The sequence below is a fragment of the Gordonia sp. NB41Y genome (assembly GCF_030718915.1).
Taxonomy (GTDB): Bacteria; Actinomycetota; Actinomycetes; order Mycobacteriales; family Mycobacteriaceae; genus Gordonia; species Gordonia desulfuricans.
Map to the genome: position 1 here is coordinate 269,985 of NZ_CP132196.1, position 18,770 is coordinate 288,754.

15 protein-coding genes are annotated in these 18,770 nt (G+C 69.0%); 6 read left to right on the top strand and 9 right to left on the bottom strand.

Annotated features, from left to right (window positions below; all coding sequences use genetic code 11):
- Window positions 1-780: 780 nt before the first annotated feature.
- A complete protein-coding gene (locus tag Q9K23_RS01085) occupies window positions 781-1,608 on the bottom strand; it encodes a DUF3097 domain-containing protein (RefSeq protein WP_053777191.1) in 828 nt (275 codons plus the stop codon).
- 111 nt (window positions 1,609-1,719) lie between these two features.
- On the opposite strand from Q9K23_RS01085, the gene Q9K23_RS01090 reads away from it, so the two are divergent.
- Window positions 1,720-2,526 carry a hypothetical protein gene (locus Q9K23_RS01090; protein WP_059038238.1) on the top strand — a complete coding sequence of 269 codons (807 nt, stop codon included), beginning with the start codon at window positions 1,720-1,722 and terminating at the stop codon, window positions 2,524-2,526.
- Between the two features lie 15 nt (window positions 2,527-2,541).
- Here the strand turns inward: Q9K23_RS01090 and Q9K23_RS01095 are convergent, their stop codons facing one another.
- The 8 genes from Q9K23_RS01095 to Q9K23_RS01130 form a co-directional block, all read right to left on the bottom strand.
- The gene (locus tag Q9K23_RS01095) at window positions 2,542-3,633 is read right to left on the bottom strand and encodes a ferrochelatase (RefSeq protein WP_020790188.1); all 1,092 of its coding nucleotides are present in this window, start codon (window positions 3,631-3,633) and stop codon (window positions 2,542-2,544) included.
- A gap of 1 nt (window position 3,634) precedes the next feature.
- Window positions 3,635-4,471, bottom strand: coding sequence for an NADH-dependent enoyl-ACP reductase InhA (gene inhA / locus Q9K23_RS01100; RefSeq protein WP_020790189.1), 837 nt, complete (start codon window positions 4,469-4,471; stop codon window positions 3,635-3,637).
- A gap of 67 nt (window positions 4,472-4,538) precedes the next feature.
- Window positions 4,539-5,276, bottom strand: a complete 738-nt coding sequence (fabG1, locus tag Q9K23_RS01105) for a 3-oxoacyl-ACP reductase FabG1 (protein WP_053777192.1) — start codon at window positions 5,274-5,276, stop codon at window positions 4,539-4,541.
- Between the two features lie 63 nt (window positions 5,277-5,339).
- A complete protein-coding gene (locus Q9K23_RS01110) occupies window positions 5,340-6,317 on the bottom strand; it encodes a VWA domain-containing protein (protein ID WP_020790187.1) in 978 nt (325 codons plus the stop codon).
- A gap of 6 nt (window positions 6,318-6,323) precedes the next feature.
- On the bottom strand, window positions 6,324-7,262 hold the full coding sequence (locus Q9K23_RS01115; protein WP_053777193.1) for a DUF58 domain-containing protein: 939 nt from the start codon (window positions 7,260-7,262) through the stop codon (window positions 6,324-6,326).
- On the bottom strand, window positions 7,252-8,505 hold the full coding sequence (locus tag Q9K23_RS01120) for a MoxR family ATPase (RefSeq protein ID WP_261977892.1): 1,254 nt from the start codon (window positions 8,503-8,505) through the stop codon (window positions 7,252-7,254). Before Q9K23_RS01120 ends, Q9K23_RS01115 begins: the two co-directional genes overlap by 11 nt.
- Window positions 8,506-8,777: 272 nt before the next feature.
- Window positions 8,778-10,259, bottom strand: coding sequence for an NlpC/P60 family protein (locus Q9K23_RS01125; RefSeq protein WP_152972720.1), 1,482 nt, complete (start codon window positions 10,257-10,259; stop codon window positions 8,778-8,780).
- 422 nt (window positions 10,260-10,681) lie between these two features.
- The gene (locus tag Q9K23_RS01130) at window positions 10,682-11,326 is read right to left on the bottom strand and encodes a DUF6676 family protein (protein ID WP_053777196.1); all 645 of its coding nucleotides are present in this window, start codon (window positions 11,324-11,326) and stop codon (window positions 10,682-10,684) included.
- Window positions 11,327-11,744: 418 nt separating this feature from the next.
- On the opposite strand from Q9K23_RS01130, the gene acnA reads away from it, so the two are divergent.
- The 5 genes from acnA to Q9K23_RS25165 all read left to right on the top strand — a co-directional run bounded on the left by acnA (window position 11,745) and on the right by Q9K23_RS25165 (window position 18,765).
- On the top strand, window positions 11,745-14,549 hold the full coding sequence (gene acnA / locus Q9K23_RS01135) for an aconitate hydratase AcnA (protein WP_152972725.1): 2,805 nt from the start codon (window positions 11,745-11,747) through the stop codon (window positions 14,547-14,549).
- 15 nt (window positions 14,550-14,564) lie between these two features.
- Window positions 14,565-15,131, top strand: a complete 567-nt coding sequence (locus Q9K23_RS01140) for a TetR/AcrR family transcriptional regulator (RefSeq protein WP_020790319.1) — start codon at window positions 14,565-14,567, stop codon at window positions 15,129-15,131.
- Between the two features lie 126 nt (window positions 15,132-15,257).
- Entirely contained in the window at window positions 15,258-16,883 is a 1,626-nt protein-coding gene (locus Q9K23_RS01145; protein WP_053777205.1) for a GMC oxidoreductase, read from the top strand.
- 8 nt (window positions 16,884-16,891) lie between these two features.
- Entirely contained in the window at window positions 16,892-17,779 is an 888-nt protein-coding gene (locus Q9K23_RS25160; RefSeq protein WP_348533956.1) for a thiamine pyrophosphate-binding protein, read from the top strand.
- Entirely contained in the window at window positions 17,779-18,765 is a 987-nt protein-coding gene (locus Q9K23_RS25165; protein ID WP_348533968.1) for a thiamine pyrophosphate-dependent enzyme, read from the top strand. Before Q9K23_RS25160 ends, Q9K23_RS25165 begins: the two co-directional genes overlap by 1 nt.
- Window positions 18,766-18,770: the final 5 nt, after the last annotated feature.

Consider the following 18,770-nt stretch of genomic DNA (forward strand, 5'->3'; position numbering starts at 1 on the left):
GCGAGGACCCGTGTCGAAACCCGGTGACCGGACGATGTCGGTGACCGCCCCGAACGCGGGTTGCGTCCCGAACTCGGCCGGCGGAGATTTCGACACGCCTCGTCGCTACGCTCCTCGTCGGCTCAATCAGCGTAAGGACCGCGTCCGTCGGTGTGCTTCTCGTCGTCTCACCCATCAACGGCAGCAGCACTATTCGGTAGTTGAGCCGGGACCGAGCGCAGCGAGGACCCGTGTCGAAACCCGGCGACCGGACGAAGTCGGTGACCCCCTCGAACGCGGGTTGCGTCCCGAACTCGGCCGACGGAGATTTCGACACGCCTCGTCGCTACGCTCCTCGTCGGCTCAATCAGCGTGGGGACCACGCCCGACGTTCGGCTCGTCGTCGGCTCAATCAGCGTAAGGACACGCCCGACGGTGCGCTTCTCGTTGGCTCACCCATCAACGGCAGCACCATTATTCGGTGGTTGAGCCGGGACCGAGCGCAGCGAGGACCCGAGTCGAAACCCGGTGACCTGACGATGTCGGTAACCCCCTCGAACGCGGGTTGCGTCCCGAACTCGGCCGGCGGAGATTTCGACACGCCTCGTCGCTACGCTCCTCGTCGGCTCAATCAGCGTGGGGACCACGCCCGACGTTCGGCTCGTCGTCGGCTCAATCACCGTAGGAACACGCCTGGCGCTCGGCTCGTCGTCGGCCCGATCAGCGTGGGGTCACGCCCGACGGTGCGCTTCTCGTCGGCTCAGTCACCGCAACGACCACGCCTCGTCGGTGCGTACCCCGTCAGTGATCGCCCTCCGCGGCGGTCACGAAGTCGATGAGTTCTTCCACCGAGCGCAGTAGATCCACCTCGAGATCACGGAAGTCGCCGACCCCTGCCAGGACCCGTCGCCACCCGTCTTGCGGTGTACCCCAACGCAGTCGAGAACACACACCGGTCTTCCAGTCCTCGCCCATCGGCACCGTCGGCCATGCCGAGATGCGCACCGATGCCGGTTTGACCGCCTGCCAGACGTCGACATAGGGATGCCCGCACACCAGGACGTTCTCGCCGACCTCCTCGGTCAGCCGGGCCTCCTTGGTGCCGGCCAGGAGGTGGTCGACCAGCACGCCTGCGCGCCGGTGCGGTGCGGGCTGGAACTCCGCGAGCGCGGCGTCGAGGTTGTCGAGCCCGTCGAGGCTGACCACCACCACACCCTCGGCCCGCAGGTCGGCCCCCCACACCCGCTCGACGAGCGTCGCGTCGTGGACGCCCTCGACGAACAGACGGCTGGCACGGGCGGTGCGAGCACGCCGCACCGGGGCCATCCGGGACCCGGATGCGGTGCGGGCCGCGGCGACCGGTCCCCGACCACGCGGTCGCACCAGCGTGACGGGCTTGCCGTCGATCAGGAAGGCCGCCGGATGCATCAGGAAGACCCGGGTACGGCCGTGCCGATCCTCGAGCCGGACGAGGTCCCCGGCATAGCTCTTCTCCAGACCGACCACCGCACCGCAGAACCCGCTGGCCGCGTCCTCGACCACGAGATCGCGTTCTGCCGCGACCTCGGGGGCTCGCGGTTTGGTCCGGCGCGGCGAGGCCAGCACATCCCGGCCGTATCGATCATCCATCACAGCAGTCACGGTAGTTAACAGCCGTCCCACGGTGGCGATGCCACGCCGATCCACAGCCCACCCGCACGATGCGAGGGATGACGGTCGCACCAGTATTCTGGTTGACCTATGACCAGTACCGATCACACCGTCACCCAGGCCTGGCCGACCTGCGGGTTGGGCGCCTGGGCCGCTGCGTGGGTGGCCGGACGCTGCTCCCCCGACGACGTCGCCGACACCCTGGCCGGCTTTGCCGGACTCCACCTCATCGACGATCATGCCGCGCTGCCGACCACCGGGATCGATGCCGTCCCGACCGACGGCACACTCGGCCTGCTCGCCGTGCTGCGCCGCGCCCGGAACCTGTCGGTCCGCCTGCCCGATGCCGGTGCCCCGCAAGGCCTCCCACCGGACCCGGCGACGGCCGCGGCCCTGACCGCCGGTGAGACGCTGCTCGTCGACGACGGCGCGCCGACCCCCCTGGCGTTGATCCCCACCGAACACGACGGATCCTGCCGCTGGTCGGTGTACCGATACGGCGTGCCGGTACCGGTCACCGGTACCGCCTCGGCCGGCGAGATCGAGTACGAACTGCGTGAGGCCGTCTCGGAGACAGCACAACTGATGGCGACGCTCGGCGGACGGGCCGGGGCGCACCGGGCGGATCTGCGCGGCACCATCAGCACCCAGACCCAGCGTCACCTCGTCGACCTCCCGCCACACGACGACGCCCGTGCGACGCGCCTGCTCGGCACCGCCGCACAGGTCGAGGCGATCGTGTCGGTGGCCACCCTGGGTGGCGCGGGATTCGGCGCGACCGCCGGTCAATGGGAGACCGGCGATCACGGACTGCGTCGACTGGTTCGGCTCGCCCACGCCGCACGGGCTGCCGCCGTCAACCGCGTGATCGGCGAATTCCTGCCCGGCGGCTGGTGATCCGGGACCCGTTCGTCAGGGTCGGGTGGCCGGGCGCCGGACCGACCGGCCGCAGCAGCCATCACCACAGGGGGTGCCGCTGTCGCCCACCCCGAGTACATCGAGATCGCCTGTGCCACGCCGATATTCATCGACGAGATCGGCGACCATCGCGATGAACCGAGGGTCGGTACCCACGGTCTCGGCACGGACATAGTCCAGACCGAGTTCGTCGGCGAGCTGTGCGGCCTCGTTGTCGAGGTCCCACACCACCTCGACATGATCGGAGACGAACCCCACCGGGAACACGATCACCTGCGAGACACCTTGTGCGGCGATCGCTTCGAGGTGGTCACAGATGTCGGGCTCGAGCCACGGCACCTGGGGCGGCCCTGACCGCGACTGCCACACCTGATCATGCCCGGCGAATCCGGCCATTTCGGCCACCCGCTGGGCCGCCTGTGCGACCTGCCGCGAATACAGTTGTCCGCCATCGGCTTCGGGCCCCGAGGCCGCATCGGCGACGATCGGGATCGAGTGGGCGGTGCACACCAGACGCGGGGGGACGTCGGCCGCAGGCAACCGGGATGCGGCACGCAGGACGGCGTCACGTCCGGCGGTCAGGGTGGCCGACCGATCCCAGAACTGCGGGAGTTTGCGCACCAGCACCGGGTCTGCGGACACCGACTGCGGACGCGCCTCGTGCAACGCGACGAGGGAACGTTCGATGTCCTCGTGATACTGACGGCAACCCGAGTAGCCGCCCCAGGCCGACGTCGCGAACGCAAGGATCCGCCGGTGCCCGTCGTCGTACATCTGCACGAGCGTGTCGGCCACCAGCGGATACCAGTTGCGGTTGCCGAAGTAGATCGGCAGATCGGTGCCGCGGGCGTCGAGCTCGGCCCGCAGGGACGCGATCATGTCGCGGTTGAGCTGGTTGATCGGCGAGACCCCACCGAAGTGCATGTAGTGGTGGGCCACCTCTTCCAGACGTTCCCGGGGTACCCCGCGGCCCCGGGTGACGTTCTCCAGGAACGGCATCACGTCGTCGGGCCCCTCGGGGCCACCGAAGGACAGGAACAGGATCGCGTCGAACTCGCCCGCCGACCCGTCAGCTCGTACCGGCATGTCAGGCACCCAGGAAGTTCTCCGGGAACCACGTGTTGTGGCTGGCACCGCCGTCCACGTACACGATGGAACCGGTGGTGGCCGGCAGGAAGTCCGAGAGCAGTGCGCACACGCTGGTACCCACCACGCCCGGGTCGTTGACGTCCCAGCCGATCGGCGACGCGCCGTCCCAGTACTCGTTGAGCATGTTGAGCTTGCGGGCGTCGTCGGTGGCGGTACCCGAGATGGCCTTGGCGGCCAGGGTCTTGATCGGGCCCGCGGCGACCAGGTTGGAGCGGATCCGCTTGGCGTTGCCGACCTCGCGGGCGACGTAGCGGTTGACCGACTCGAGGGCGGCCTTGGCCACACCCATCCAGTTGTAGTCGGGCAGCGCGGTGCGGGGATCGAAGTCCATGCCGACGATCGATCCGCCCTCGTTCATCACCGGCAGCACGGCCCGGGCCAGCGAGGCATAGCTCCAGGCCGAGATCTCGAACGACTTGGCGACGTCGGGGCCGGGACCCTCGAGGAAGGGCACGGCGTCGGGACCCATCAGGGTCTTGGGGGCGAAGGCGATCGAGTGCACCACGCCGTCGACACCCTCCGGTGCGAGCTCACGCACCTTGTCGGCGAGGGCACCGAGGTACTCCTCGTCGGTGACGTCGAGCGGGATCGCCGACGGCACCTCCTCTGGCAGTCGCTTGGCGATCCGGTCGATCAGCCGCAGCCGATCCGGGATGCCGGTGATGATCACCTTGGCGCCCTGTTCCTGGGCCACCCGTGCGGTGTGGAAGGCAATAGAGGCATCGGTGATGATGCCGGTGACGAGGACGGTCTTCCCGTCCAGGATTCCGCTCAACGTGTTCTCCTCGGGATGTCGGGGTGTTCGAGAAGTCGAATGGGATGGTGTGGGTGGAACGGGCCGGTCAGTGACCCATGCCCATGCCGCCGTCCACCGGGATCACCGCGCCGGTGATGTAGGAGCCCTGGTCGGAGGCCAGGAAGGAGATCGCCGCGGCGACGTCCTCGGGCGCTCCGACGCGGCCCAGCGGGATGGCCTGCTTGGCCATCTCGATGTACTTGTCCTCCATCTCGGCGGTCATGTCGGTGTCGATGAAACCGGGGGCGACGACGTTGGCGGTGATGTTGCGGGAGCCCAGCTCACGCGCGATCGAGCGGGCCATACCGATCAGGCCGGCCTTGGAGGCGGCGTAGTTGACCTGGCCGGGAACGCCCGAGGTGGCGACCACCGAGCCGAGGAAGATCATGCGACCCCACTTGGCCCGCTGCATGCCCTTGGTGGCGCGCTTGGCACAACGGAAGGCGCCGGTCAGGTTGGCATCCAGGACGCTGCTGAACTGCTCCTCGGTGAGGCGCATCAGCAGCATGTTGTCGGTGATCCCGGCGTTGGCGACGAGTACCTCGACCGGTCCCTGGTGCTCGGCGACCTCGTCGAAGGCACGCTCGACGGAGGCGGTGTCGGTGACATCGCACTGCACGCCGAAGAGGCCCTCGGGGGCACCCGATCCGCGGTGGGTCACGGCCACCTTGTGACCGTCGGCGGACAGGCGCCGGGCCACCGCCAGCCCGATCCCACGGTTGCCACCGGTCACCAGCACCGACCGGGACGGCTGCCCGGTGGAGGTTTCGTTGCTCTCAGACATGGCCACCAACCTATCGGTCCGACCTGTGTGCCCGGCGCCCAGGTCGGACATGGACCGAGGCGATCACGGCACCCGCTGGTTGACGAGCAGGGACCCGACCACCGCGATGATCGCCAGGATCGTGCCGGCGATGATCCACGGGCGGGAGTTGTCACCCTTGCGCATCTCGTAGCCGATCTCCTGTTGCAGCGTCTCGTACACCTTGTTCAGTTCGTCGAGGCTGGACGCGGTGAAGAAGGTACCGCCGGACAGGTTGGCGATCTCCCGCAGCGACTCGTCGTCCACCGGGACCGGGACTCGGTCGCCGTCGAGGTCGACGGTGCCGGTCTTGGTGCCGAAGGAGATGGTCGAGACCGGGATGTTCTCCTCCTTCGCCTTGCGGGCCGCGGTGAACGCCCCTCGCGGGTCGTTCTCGTCGTCGGGGACGGTCTGCTTGCCGTCCGAGAGCAACACGATGCGTGCCGGCGGCGCCCCGGCCTGCCCACCCAGGACCGAGTTCAGCGTCTGGATCTGCTGGATCGCGGCGAAGATGCCCTCTCCGGTCGCGGTCTTGTCGGCGAGTTGCAGCTTGTCCACCGCCGCCTTGGTGGCGGCGTGGTCGGGGGTCGGCGTGACCAGGCTCGACGCGGTCCCGGCGAACGAGATGAGGCCGAGGTTGATGCCGTCGGTGAGCTCGTCGGCGAACTTCTTGGCGGCCGCCTGGGCGGCCTTGATCCGCGACGGCGCGACGTCGGTGGCCTCCATCGACCGCGAGACGTCCATCACCAGGATGACGGTGGCCTTGTTGCGGGGGACCTTGCGTTCGGCCTGCGGACCGGCCGCGGCCACCACCATCAGCAGCAGCGCCACGAGCAGCACGGCCAGCGGCACATGTCGCAGGCGGCGGACCCAGCGGTTCTCCGGCGGGGTGACCCGGTCGAGGACCTCGAGGTTGGCGAACTGCAGGGCGCGCCGGCGGCGTTCCCGCAGGATGTAGACGTAGACGGCGACCACCGCGAGCACCGGCAGGGCGAGCAGCAGCCACCAGGGGTTGGAGAACATCGTCGGCTACCCCACCCCTGCGGCGAGTCCGCGGCGGCGTTCGCCGACGAATCGCACCATGTCGGTGAGCCACTCCCGATCGGTACGCAGGGACAGCACCGGACCGCCACAGCTGCGCACGACGCGACGTACCTTCTGCTGGTGTTCGCGGGCGGCGCCGGCGAAGTCGCGGCGCAAGGTCTCGGTGACGGTGACCTCGCGGACCTCACCGGATTCCGGGTCGGCCAGACGCACCTGACCGACCGGTGGCAGTTCGAGGTCACGCTGGTCGAGGACCTCGACGGCGAGCAGTTCGTGGTGGGCGCCGATCGCACGCAGCGACCGTTCCCAGTCGATCGGGCCGAGGAAGTCGCTGACCACGACCGCCAGGCCGCGGCGCCGCTCGGGCCGGCGCAGGGCCTCGATCCCCGCCTTGAGATCGCCCCGCACACCGGGCGCCGCCCGACGCGTCGTGGCGATCGCCTTGAGCAGGTGCTGGTCGTGCACACGACCGGCACGTGCCGGGATGCGCACCACCTGGTCACCGGTCACGACGATCGCGCCGTGGCGGTTGCCGCCACCGGCGGTCAGGTGCACCAGCGCGGCCGAGGCGGCCACCGCGAGATCGCGTTTGGTGCAGTTGACGGTCCCGAAGTCGAGGCTGGCCGAGGCGTCGACGACGATCCACGTCTCGAGCTCGCGGTCGGCGATCATCTGCCGGACATGCGGCTGGGTGGTGCGTGCGGTGACCGACCACTCCATGCGCCGGATGTCGTCGCCGGGCTGATAGGCGCGCGCCTCCCCCGGCTCCGATCCCGGACCCGGGATCAGACCGATGTGCTCACCCTGCAGGACGCCGTCGAGCTTGCGTCGGACGGTGAGCTCGAGCATCCGCAACGCAGCGGTCAGCTGCGGCTCCTCGAGCAGACCTGCGCCGAACGACGGCAGATCGCGGTTAGCCGCCATACTGCACGGACGTCCGGTCCGCCGGGGCCGTCGGGTTCACCGCGCCGGGATAGCCGTTCGGCGCCGCGGGGGCAGCCGGGTTCTGCACAGCCGGGTTCTGCACAGGCGGGTTCTGGGGGTATCCGGCGACCGGTCCGGCCGGGGCAGGCACCGACTGCGCACCCACCTGGGGCAGTCCGACGGTCTGCAGGATGCGGGTGATCACGGCGTCCGCGGACACCTCGTCGGCCAGCGCGTCGTAGCTGAGCACCAGACGGTGACGCAGCACGTCCGGGATCACCTCGACCACGTCCTGCGGGATCACGTAGTCGCGGCCCCGCACCAGCGCCAGGGCGCGGGCGGCGGCCACGATGCCCAGCGTCGCACGCGGTGAGGCGCCGTACGACAGCCAGGTGTCGACCTCGGTGAGGCCGAGTTCGGCGGGCCGGCGGGTCGCGTTGATCACGCGGACCACGTAGTCGACCAGCGCATGGTGGACGAAGACGTTCGCGGCGGTCTGCTGCAACCGGATCATCGCGGCCGGATCGAGGACCTGCGAGGCCTTCGGCGGCACGTTGCCCATCCGGTAGACGATCTCGCGCTCCTCTTCCACCGACGGGTAGTCGACGAGCACCTTGAACAGGAAGCGGTCGCGCTGCGCCTCGGGCAGCGGGTACACGCCCTCGTTCTCGATCGGGTTCTGGGTGGCCATCACCAGGAACGGCTCGGGCATCGGGTAGGTGGTGCCGCCGATCGACACATGCCGTTCGGCCATCACCTCCAGCAGCGCCGACTGCACCTTGGCGGGCGCGCGGTTGATCTCGTCGGCGAGCAGGAAGTTGGCCACCACCGGACCGAGCTCGGTGTCGAACTCCTCCCGGCCCTGCCGGTAGATGCGGGTACCGATGAGGTCGGTGGGCACCAGGTCGGGGGTGAACTGCACGCGCGAGAAACTGCCGCCGACGACCGTCGCGAAGGTCTCCACGGCCAGGGTCTTGGCGACACCCGGCACACCCTCGAGCAGGATGTGCCCCTTGGCGAGCAGACCCACCAGGATCCGTTCGACGAGCTCATCCTGGCCGACGATGACGCGCTTGACCTCGTAGATGGCCCGCTCGAGCAGCTTCACGTCGGATTCGCTCAGTGCGAGGCCCCCCTCGCCCGCGGCACCCTTGCCCGTGACGGCAGTGGCCTGCGACTCGGCACTGGGATGTGAGGTCAACCCTTGCTCCTGTCCTTCCGTGGCGCGACGGACGCCGTGCATCGCACGTCACCGTCACCTGGACTGCCGCGGGTCACCGTCGCCGGTGCCGTGGGCATCGTGTGCCAGCCTAGCCGCGCGGCCTGAGAACTCGCCACGAAGCCCGATGGCGCGTCGGCGCGCCGGATGACGGCCGCCGGCGGGTACCGGGCCGTCGGTGGGTACACCTCGACCACGGCTCGTCATCCGGCCATTCGGGCCGGACGGGCCGTGCCATCGGGTCGGCCGTGCGATGGGGTCGGCCGTGAAACAAGCGCGTGGGCGCGCGCCGGCCGTCAGAGCAGGCGGACGACGTTGGGCATGGCGCCGTCGGTACGCAGCGGCGAGACCTTGACGACGTCGCCGGACTGGGGTGCCTCCACCATCTTGCCGTCGCCGAGATAGAGGGCCACGTGGGTACTCGCGTTGGGGCCGTAGAAGATCATGTCGCCGCGTTGCATCTGCGACAGCGGGAACTGCGGGCCGGAGGTGTACTGGTAGCCGGTGTAGTGCGGCAACTCGATGCCGACACCGGCGAAGGCGTAGATCATCAGCCCAGAGCAGTCGAAGCCGATCTTGTTGTAGTCGCCGTAGCTGTCGGCGACACCACCGTCGCGGATGCCCTGGGTGGGTCCGTTGGCGTCGCCGCCGCCCCAGGCGTACTGGACGTTGAGCTGCGAGAGCGCTCGGTTGACCACGATCTCGACGGCCTGCGGACCACGGAGTCCGGGGCGGACCGCGCCGCCGCCGCCACCCGAGCTGCCGAAGATCGAGCCGAGGCTGCCGGTGCCGAGGCGCGAACTCAGGGTGTCCCCGCCGTCGCTGCCCAGGCCCGCGCCGCCCACGCCGAGTTCGTCGAGGAGCTCCGAGTGCGGCACCTGCGCCTGTCCGACGAGCGCCGAGAGCACCTTCTGGGTGACGTCGAGGGCCAGTCGGGCGGCGGCCTCGGCGGCGACCTGCATGCTGTCGTTGTCGCCGGCCGCCTGGTTGGGGGCCGGGGCGACGGGACCGGGGTCGGGCTGTCCGGGCAGGGCTCGGAACAGGCCGGTCAGAAGGTCTGTCGGCGCGGGGTCGGCCGCCGGGGTCGGCCGGACGGTCCCGCGCAGTGCGTCGAGTCGCTTCTGGGTCTCGTCGCGCTGCGTGATCAGCGCGACGCGCTTCTTCTGCTGATCGGCGATCGCCTCACGGGCCTGCGACACCGAGGCCACCGCCGCGTCGCGACGCTGTTCGGCGCTCTCGGTGGCGAAGGAGGTCTGACGCCGTGTGGCCTCGAGCGCGGCGACGTCGTTGGCCTGCTGGTTGCGGGCGACCTGCAGGCGTCGGATGGTCTGCTGCTGTTCGCGGCCGACCTGATCGATCACGCTGACCCGGCCGAGTACGGCATCCGGGTCGTCCGAGGAGAGGTACTCGGCCATGGTGCCCTGGTTGCCGCCCCGCAGGTAGATCGATCGCACGTAGTCGTCGAACCGCTTCTGGGCGGCTGCGGTGGCCTGGGTGGCCTTGGTCAGCGAGCTCTGGGCGTTGTCGGCGGCCACGCGTGCCAGGCGCTGGGCGGCCAGGGCGTTCTGGTAATCGACGACCGAGCGATTGACCTCTTCCTGGCGGAGCGCGACGGCCTGGTCGAGGTCGCTGAGGTTCTGATTGACCTGGGCGATCTGATTGATCAACGACGACACCGGGGATGTGGGTGCGCTCGACGGGGCGGCCGACGCGGGTCCGACGGTGCCGACCGCGGCGGTGGCCGCGGCGATGAGTGCCACGACGACGCGAGCGTGCATCGAGCGGACCACTGAAGTGGTTCGTCGCCTCACTAGTGAACTCCCTCGCCATCCGGCCCGATCAGCGCTGCACCCCCATGCGCAACACACATCACATGTGACGCGGTGGACTACATCCGAACCACAAGTGACATTGGAACCGTACGTCACATTTGCCACAGGGGAAAACCACTGTGGTGAATTACAGCGGCGTGATTACCTGCACAAATCGGCGTGAACTGCCGAAAGAACCTCGAATCGGTTCAGATAAAGAATTCGCAACATCCGACGTCGTCGGCGAGATCACCGACGGCCCACGCCGAGCTCTTGCCGAACACCCCGCGCGAAGCGCAGCGCGGACCCCGCGGAAGTGCACCGTCGAATCCTGCGCAAAGCACACGGTGAACCCCGGCTGAGTACCGGTTGGATGCGGGAGGGATCGGTCAGCGCGGCCCGGCCGGCCCGTCGGACGTCTCACCGTCGGTGCCCGCGGGGCCGACGGACACCGGAGCCGTCTGGCCCCCCGGCTCCCCCGCATCCCGGCGCCGACGCACTGTGCGCAGCCGGCCGAGGACGGCCCCGATGGCGACGACCACGATCAGCACGATCGTGACGAGCGTGTAGTTCACCCCCGGATCGGTGATGTAGTCGACCATGTCGCGTGCGGCCTGGGTGGGGTTGCTCAGGCTGAGGTTGTCGGTGGACTCCTCCAGCTGCACACGGCTGAACTCCGACGACGAGCTGCCGACCGCATTCGGACCGAGGACCAGGACGGTGCCCCCCACCTCGTGCTGGAGCTCGGTGGCGATGTCGCGATAGAGCGTGAAGCGGGGCATCTTCTCGGTGAGTACGACGATGTTGATGTCGTGGCCCTGCGCCCGGGCGTCGGAGACGATCTTCTCCAGACCCGGCACCTGATCGGCCGGACCCCACACGTGATCGGTCTTCAACGTCGCGGCGATCGCGGCGAGGTCGACATCGCCCGGGGGCTCCCAGGTGGAGCCGGGCACCGGCGCGGCGAGCACCAGCGGTCCGTCGGACGGTGATCGGCCAGAGAGCGGTCCTTCGGCGAGGGGCTCAGGACTCACGGCGATGGTTCCTCACTCGTCGGGTGCGCCGTTTCGCCGGGTCGGGGTGGCGAAGACGTTTCACGATCATTAAATGTCCGGGTGAGGTGACCCGTAGTCGAACCTCGCTCAGCACGGTACGACAAAATGGGATCGTCGTGAGCATCCGGGGCCACCCCCGGCGCGTTTCATCGGCGTGTCCGCCTTGTTAGCAGTACGAGCGTACTGTTAGAATGAGGACGTCGCCACGGGTAGCGCCGTGGTCGCTGGATGAGACACCGAGTACAGCACGACCCCGACGCAGCCCGTCGGGTGATGGTCAGAGTCGACGAACCGGGCTACCCGGCCGCGTTCGTCGGTGACGGCCACAGCCGTCCCGGTTCCGTCGCCCGGGACCGAACAGCATCGCCGGCGCAGCCCGCCGGCCAGAGGAGAGTGGATAGAAGTGAGTATCAATTCCTTTGGCGCCCGAGGCACCCTTGAGGTGGGCGACAAGTCCTACGAGATCTTCCGGCTCAACGCCGTACCCGGCACCGAGCGCCTGCCCTACTCACTGAAGGTGCTCGCAGAGAACCTGCTGCGCACCGAAGACGGCGCGAACATCACCACCGATCACGTCAACGCACTCGCGAACTGGGACCCCAACGCCCAGCCCGACACCGAGATCCAGTTCACCCCGGCCCGCGTGATCATGCAGGACTTCACCGGCGTGCCCTGTGTCGTCGACCTGGCCACCATGCGTGAGGCCGTCACCGCACTCGGCGGCGACCCCAGCAAGGTCAACCCCCTGTCCCCGGCCGACATGGTGATCGACCACTCGGTGATCCTCGACGTCTTCGGCCGCTCCGACGCCCTCGAGCGCAACGTCGACCTCGAGTACGAGCGCAACGGCGAGCGCTACCAGTTCCTGCGGTGGGGCCAGGGCGCCTTCGACGACTTCAAGGTCGTCCCCCCGGGCATGGGCATCGTCCACCAGGTCAACATCGAGTACCTGGCGCCGACCGTGATGACCCGTAACGGCCAGGCCTACCCCGACACCTGCGTCGGCACCGACTCGCACACCACCATGGTCAACGGACTCGGCGTCCTTGGCTGGGGCGTCGGCGGTATCGAGGCCGAGGCGGCCATGCTGGGCCAGCCCGTCTCGATGCTGATCCCCCGCGTCGTCGGCTTCAAGCTGACCGGCGAGATCCAGCCCGGCGTCACCGCCACCGACGTGGTGCTCACCGCCACCGACATGCTGCGCAAGCACGGTGTGGTCGGCAAGTTCGTCGAGTTCTACGGCGCCGGTGTCGCCGAGGTCCCCCTCGCCAACCGCGCCACCCTGGGCAACATGAGCCCCGAGTTCGGTTCGACCGCGGCGATCTTCCCGATCGACGGCGAGACCATCAACTACCTGCGTCTCACCGGTCGTAGCGACGAGCAGCTCGCACTCGTCGAGGCCTATGCCAAGGAACAGGGCATGTGGCACGACCCCGAGCGTGAGCCGGTGTACTCCGAGTACATCGAACTCGACCTCAGCTCGGTCCTGCCGTCGATCGCCGGCCCGAAGCGTCCGCAGGACCGCATCCTGCTGTCGGAGTCGAAGATCGCCTTCCGCAAGGACATCCACAACTACGTGGAAGAGGGCAACACCCCGCAGCACACCAATCTCGACGAGGCCGTCGAGGAGAGCTTCCCGGCCTCCGATCCGGCCGAGCTGACCTTCGCCGAAGAGGACGCGGTGGTCGTGCAGTCGGCCGCCAACGGTTCCGAGGGTCGCCCGACCAAGCCGATCAAGGTCGTCGACGAGGAGCGCGGCGAGTTCATCCTCGACCACGGCGCCGTCGTGGTCGCGGGTATCACCTCGTGTACCAACACCTCCAACCCGTCGGTCATGCTCGGTGCCGCCCTGCTCGCCCGCAACGCGGTCGAGAAGGGCCTGTCCACCAAGCCGTGGGTCAAGACCAACATGGCGCCGGGTTCGCAGGTCGTCACCGACTACTACGAGAAGGCCGGCCTCTGGCCGTACCTGGAGAAGCTCGGCTTCTTCCTCGGTGGCTACGGCTGCACCACCTGCATCGGTAACACCGGCCCGCTGCCCGAGCAGATCTCGAAGGCGATCAACGACAACGACCTGACCGCCACCGCGGTGCTGTCGGGCAACCGTAACTTCGAGGGACGCATCTCCCCCGACGTGAAGATGAACTACCTGGCGTCGCCGCCGCTGGTCATCGCCTACGCCCTGGCCGGCACCATGGACTTCGACTTCGAAGCCGACCCGCTGGGCCAGGACACCGACGGCAACGACGTCTACCTCAAGGACATCTGGCCGTCGGCACAGGAGATCGACGACACCATCAAGTCGGCGATCAGCCAGGACATGTTCCGCAAGTCCTATGCCACCATCTTCGCCGGTGACAGCCGCTGGCAGAACCTGGCCACCCCCGAGGGCGACACCTTCGCGTGGGACGAGAACTCGACCTACGTCCGCAAGGCGCCGTACTTCGACGGCATGGCACTCGAGCCGTCCCCGGTCACCGAGATCAAGGGCGCCCGCGTGCTCGCACTGCTCGGCGACTCGGTCACCACCGACCACATCAGCCCGGCCGGCCCGATCAAGCCCGGGACCCCGGCCGCGCAGTACCTGGACTCCCATGGTGTGGCCCGCAAGGACTACAACTCGCTGGGTTCGCGTCGTGGCAACCACGAGGTGATGATCCGCGGCACCTTCGCCAACATCCGTCTGCAGAACCAGCTGCTCGACGGTGTGAGCGGCGGCTACACCCGCGACTTCACCCAGGAGGGTGCACCGCAGGCGTTCATCTACGACGCATCGCAGAACTACCAGAAGGCCGGTATCCCGCTGGTCGTCCTGGGTGGCAAGGAATACGGTTCGGGCAGCTCGCGTGACTGGGCCGCCAAGGGCACCAGCCTGCTGGGCGTCCGCGCGGTCATCACCGAGTCGTTCGAGCGCATCCACCGCTCGAATCTGATCGGTATGGGCGTCATCCCGCTGCAGTTCCCGGAGGGCGAGTCGGCCAAGTCGCTGGGACTCGACGGCACCGAGACCTTCGACTTCGAGGGCATCACCGCGCTCAACGAGGGCCGGACCCCGGAGACCGTCAAGGTCACCGCCACAAAGCAGGACGGTTCGACCGTCGAGTTCGACGCCAAGGTGCGCATCGACACCCCCGGAGAGGCGGATTACTACCGTAACGGAGGCATCCTGCAGTACGTGCTGCGCAACATGATCAAGAGCTGACCGAGGAGCATGTAGGTGCCCAAGGTCAGCGATGACCGCCTTGCCGCGCGTCGTCGGGAAATCCTCGACGGCGCGCGGCATTGCTTTGCGGAGTACGGATACGACGGTGCGACCGTCAAACGGATCGAAGAGTCGACCGGCCTGTCCCGGGGTGCGATCTTCCACCACTTCAAGGACAAGGAGGCGCTGTTCCTCGCGCTTGCGCAGGAAGACGCCGAACGGATGGCCGACGTGGCGGCCGAGGCCGGTCTGGTGCAGGTCATGCGGGACGTCCTGGCACATCCGCAGGACTTCGACTGGCTCGGAACCCGACTCGAGATCGCACGAAAACTACGGACGGACAAGAGCTTTCGCGATGCCTGGCTCGGCCATTCGGCCGATCTGGAGAAGGCCACCCTGGACCGGCTGGAACGCGGCCGGGCGTCGGGGCGGCTGCGTGAGGACGTACCCACCGAGGTCCTGGTGAAGTACCTCGACCTGGTGCTCGACGGACTCATCACCCGGCTGGCGACCGGCCAGCCCACCGACGATCTCCACGCCGTCCTCGACCTCGTGGAGGAGTCGGTGCGGGTGTCGCGTTGACCCGTCGGAACGCCCGGAACGGCATTCCCTGAACGCCAGTGACATGTATCACATAGCCGGTCCTAACTTTAGGTTCCCCTAAGTCGTTTTTCTGGCTAACTTCACAGGGTGCATTCAGACTTCTCGATGAATCCCTCCCTGGCCCGCCGCGCACTCCTGCGCGGCGCGGCCGGGCTGGGCGTGCTCGGCGCCACCGGCGTCGGAGCAGGTGCCCTCTCCGGCCCACTCGCCATGTCCGGCGCCGCGCATGCGGCCGAAGGCCCCACCGCGATCGTGATCGGCAGCGGCTTCGGCGGCGCGGTCGCCGCGCTGCGTCTGGGCGAGGCCGGCATCCGCACCACGGTGTTCGAGCGGGGCCGGCGCTGGCCGATCCGCCCCGACGGCAACACCTTTGCCACCTTCACCAACCCGGATCGCCGGGCCGCGTGGTTCGACACCTCCGCAGGCATCTCCAGCGTCGGCCGCGTGCCGGTACAGCCCTATCCCGGCGTGCTGGAGACCATCCGCGGCAACGGTCTCGAATCGGTCCACGGTGCGGGCGTCGGCGGCGGTTCGCTGGTGTTCGGCGCGTTCACCCTCCAGCCCGACAAGGACGACTTCACCGAGGTCTTCCCCGGCGGCTCCGACTACGACGAGCTCGCCCGGACCTACTATCCGCGGGCCCGCGGGGTGCTCGGCACCAGCGGCGTCCCCGACGACATCCTGGCCCACCCCAACTACGTCGGCGCCCGCTCCTGGCTGAAGGTCGTGTCGCGCTACGGGATTCGACCGGAGTTCGTCGAGTACGCCGTCGACTGGGATCGTGTGCGCGCCGAACTCGCCGGCCGTGCCCCGGCCGGCATGTCGACCGGCGACATCTCCTACGGCGTCAACAGCGGCGCCAAGAACTCCGTCGACCGCAACTATCTGCCCGCGGCCGAGCGGACCGGCTTCGTGACCATCAAACCGATGCACGAGGTCTTCGAGATCCGCGAGCGCTCACGTCGCCCCGGATATGTGGTGAAGGCACGGCTCATCGACGACGCCCGCCGCACGGTGCGCATCGTCACCGCCGAGGCCGATCACCTGTTCCTGGCGGCCGGTTCGTTCCACACCACCTCACTGCTCGTCCGTGCCCGGGCGCAGGGCACACTCCCCCGGCTCTCCCCGAAGATCGGCAACGGCTTCGGCGGCAACGGCGACTTCCTGATCGTGCGCACCGCACTGCGCGACCAGCACGGCCCGATCCAGGGCGGTCCCGGCTATGCCCGGATCCGTGAGGAGCGGATGCCCGGCGGTCCGGCCACCATGATCTACCAGGCCAGCCCGTTCCCGGCCCCCGCCGGATCGCTGGCCACCACCCACCTCATCCAGGTCCACACCGACGAGCGCGGCACCATCGACTACGACCGCTCGACCGGTGGCACCACGCTCAACTACCCGCATCCGGCCGAGACCAGCGTCCTGGACCGTCGGGCGATCGCCTTCGCCAAGCAGTTCCACGAGCGCACCGAGTCCCGATTCGGCCGCCCGCACAACGGCATTCCGATCCATGACCGGACCTCCGGCTTCGGCTCCGGTGCCACCTTCCACGGCCTGGGCGGTGTGGTGGCCGGTCAGGCGGCGACCCTCGACGGTGCGGTGAAGGGATACGACAACCTCTACGTCGTGGACGGATCGTTCGCGCCGGGCGCCGTCGGCCTGGTCAATCCGTCGCTGACCATCACCGCGCTCGCCGAACGCACGATGGACCGGTTCCTGGGCCGACGCTGAGCGGTCCGATGACGATCATCGGAGCGGCCTCCGGGTCCGGCTCGACGCCGGCGGACGCCACCACCTCCCGGCCTGCCGGCCGCGACATCTCCGGGCCTGACGAACCCGGTATGACGCGGCTCGCCGATCACCTCATGGCCCGGCTCGCCGCGAGTGGGGTGACGACGATCTTCGGTGCGCACGGCGCCAACTCCGAAGACCTCTTCGACGCAGCGGCACTCGAGCACCGCCTCCGCGTCGTGGTCGCCAAACACGAGTTCGGCGCGGGTGCGATGGCCGACGGCCTGGTGCGCATCACCGGCACACCTGCCGTCGTCGTCACCACCTCGGGCGGTGGCGCGATGAATGTGGTCGCCGCACTGGCCGGGTCCTACGACAGCCGGGTTCCGGTCCTCGCCCTCGTCGGTACGGCGCCACGTCCCGGCGTCGGCCGTGGGGCGTTCCAGGACATGGCATCGTTCCCCGACACCCCCGACATCGCGCGGGTGCTGTCCGGGGTGGTGGGGGCGGTTCGCGTCGTCGACGATCCCACCCGGATCGACGACGCCTACGACGAGGTGTCGGCGGTCCTGCGGTCGGGTCTACCCGCCGCGCTGGTGCTGCCCAAAGACGTGCAGGCGGCGATGCTGCCGTCGGTGCCGCCGTCCGGTGGCACGCCCCCGCCGGCGACGCCGCACGCCCGACTTCCGCATTCCGAGATCGACTCCCTCGCCGACGACCTGGCCCGGGCCGTGACCGACGGCGCCCGGATCTGCGTGTGGACCGGTGAGGAGGCCTCGCGCGCCCGACCGCTCGCCGAGCTCGCCGGGCTGCTCACGGTGCTCGACGCCGCCCATGTGGTGTCGCCGGGCGGGCGCGATCTCGCCACCGACCGCACCGCCGGGTCACCGGCGTGATGGGACATCCGTCGGCGCACCGGGCCGTCGAGGAGGCCGAGGTCTGCCTGGCCATCGGCTGCCGTCTGTCGGCCACCGACCGCGCGGGTCTGGACGCGGCGCTGCACGACACGGTGATCACCCATGTGGGCCGATACGCGCCGCGGCTCCCCGGCGTCGACCGGACCATCGGGGTCGACGACCTCCGCGCCGCGCTCGACACCCTCGTCCGGGCCGTGCGCGAACGCATCCCGTCGGACCCGGTACGGTCCGGCGCCATCAGCTCGCACACCACCACATTGCACACCACCACATCTGACGGCACCTCGTCTGACACCACCCCGTCTCATGTCACCCGGTATCCGCTCGAGTACCTCCCCACCCCGGCCACCGGGCCCGGCCCGAGCATGCGCACGGTGGTCGAACACATCGGCGCCGTACTCCCCTCGGGGACAACGGTTTTTGCCGATGCGGGTAACACCGGCGCGAGTGCCGTCCACCATCTGCCGTTCGGTGACGGACGTTTCGTCGTCGCCCTCGGCATGGGCGGGATGGGGTATGCGATCGCCGCCGGGATCGGTGCCGCGATCGGCACCGATGCCCGCGAGCCTCTCCCCGATCCCGCTGCCCGAGAAAGGGATCGGCGGGTACCGCGCACGGTGATCATCGCCGGTGACGGCGCCTTCCTGATGCACGGCTTCGAGATCCACACGGCCGTCGAGTACGGCGCACCGGTGACCCTGGTGGTGCTGAACAACAACGCCCACGGCATGTGTCTGGTGCGCGAGAACCTGTACTTCCCCGGCACTCCCACCGTCAACCGATTCGGCGAGGCCGACATCGCCGCCGGACTCGACGCGATGTTCGCCACGATGTCGGTCCGCCGCGCCGGCGATGCCGCCGCCGTCCGCGCGGCCGCAGCCGAGCTGTTCGCCGAACCCGGACCCAACTGCCTCGTCGTCGACAACCCGGCACACGAGATCCCACCCTTCGCCCCCTTCCTGTGAGGACC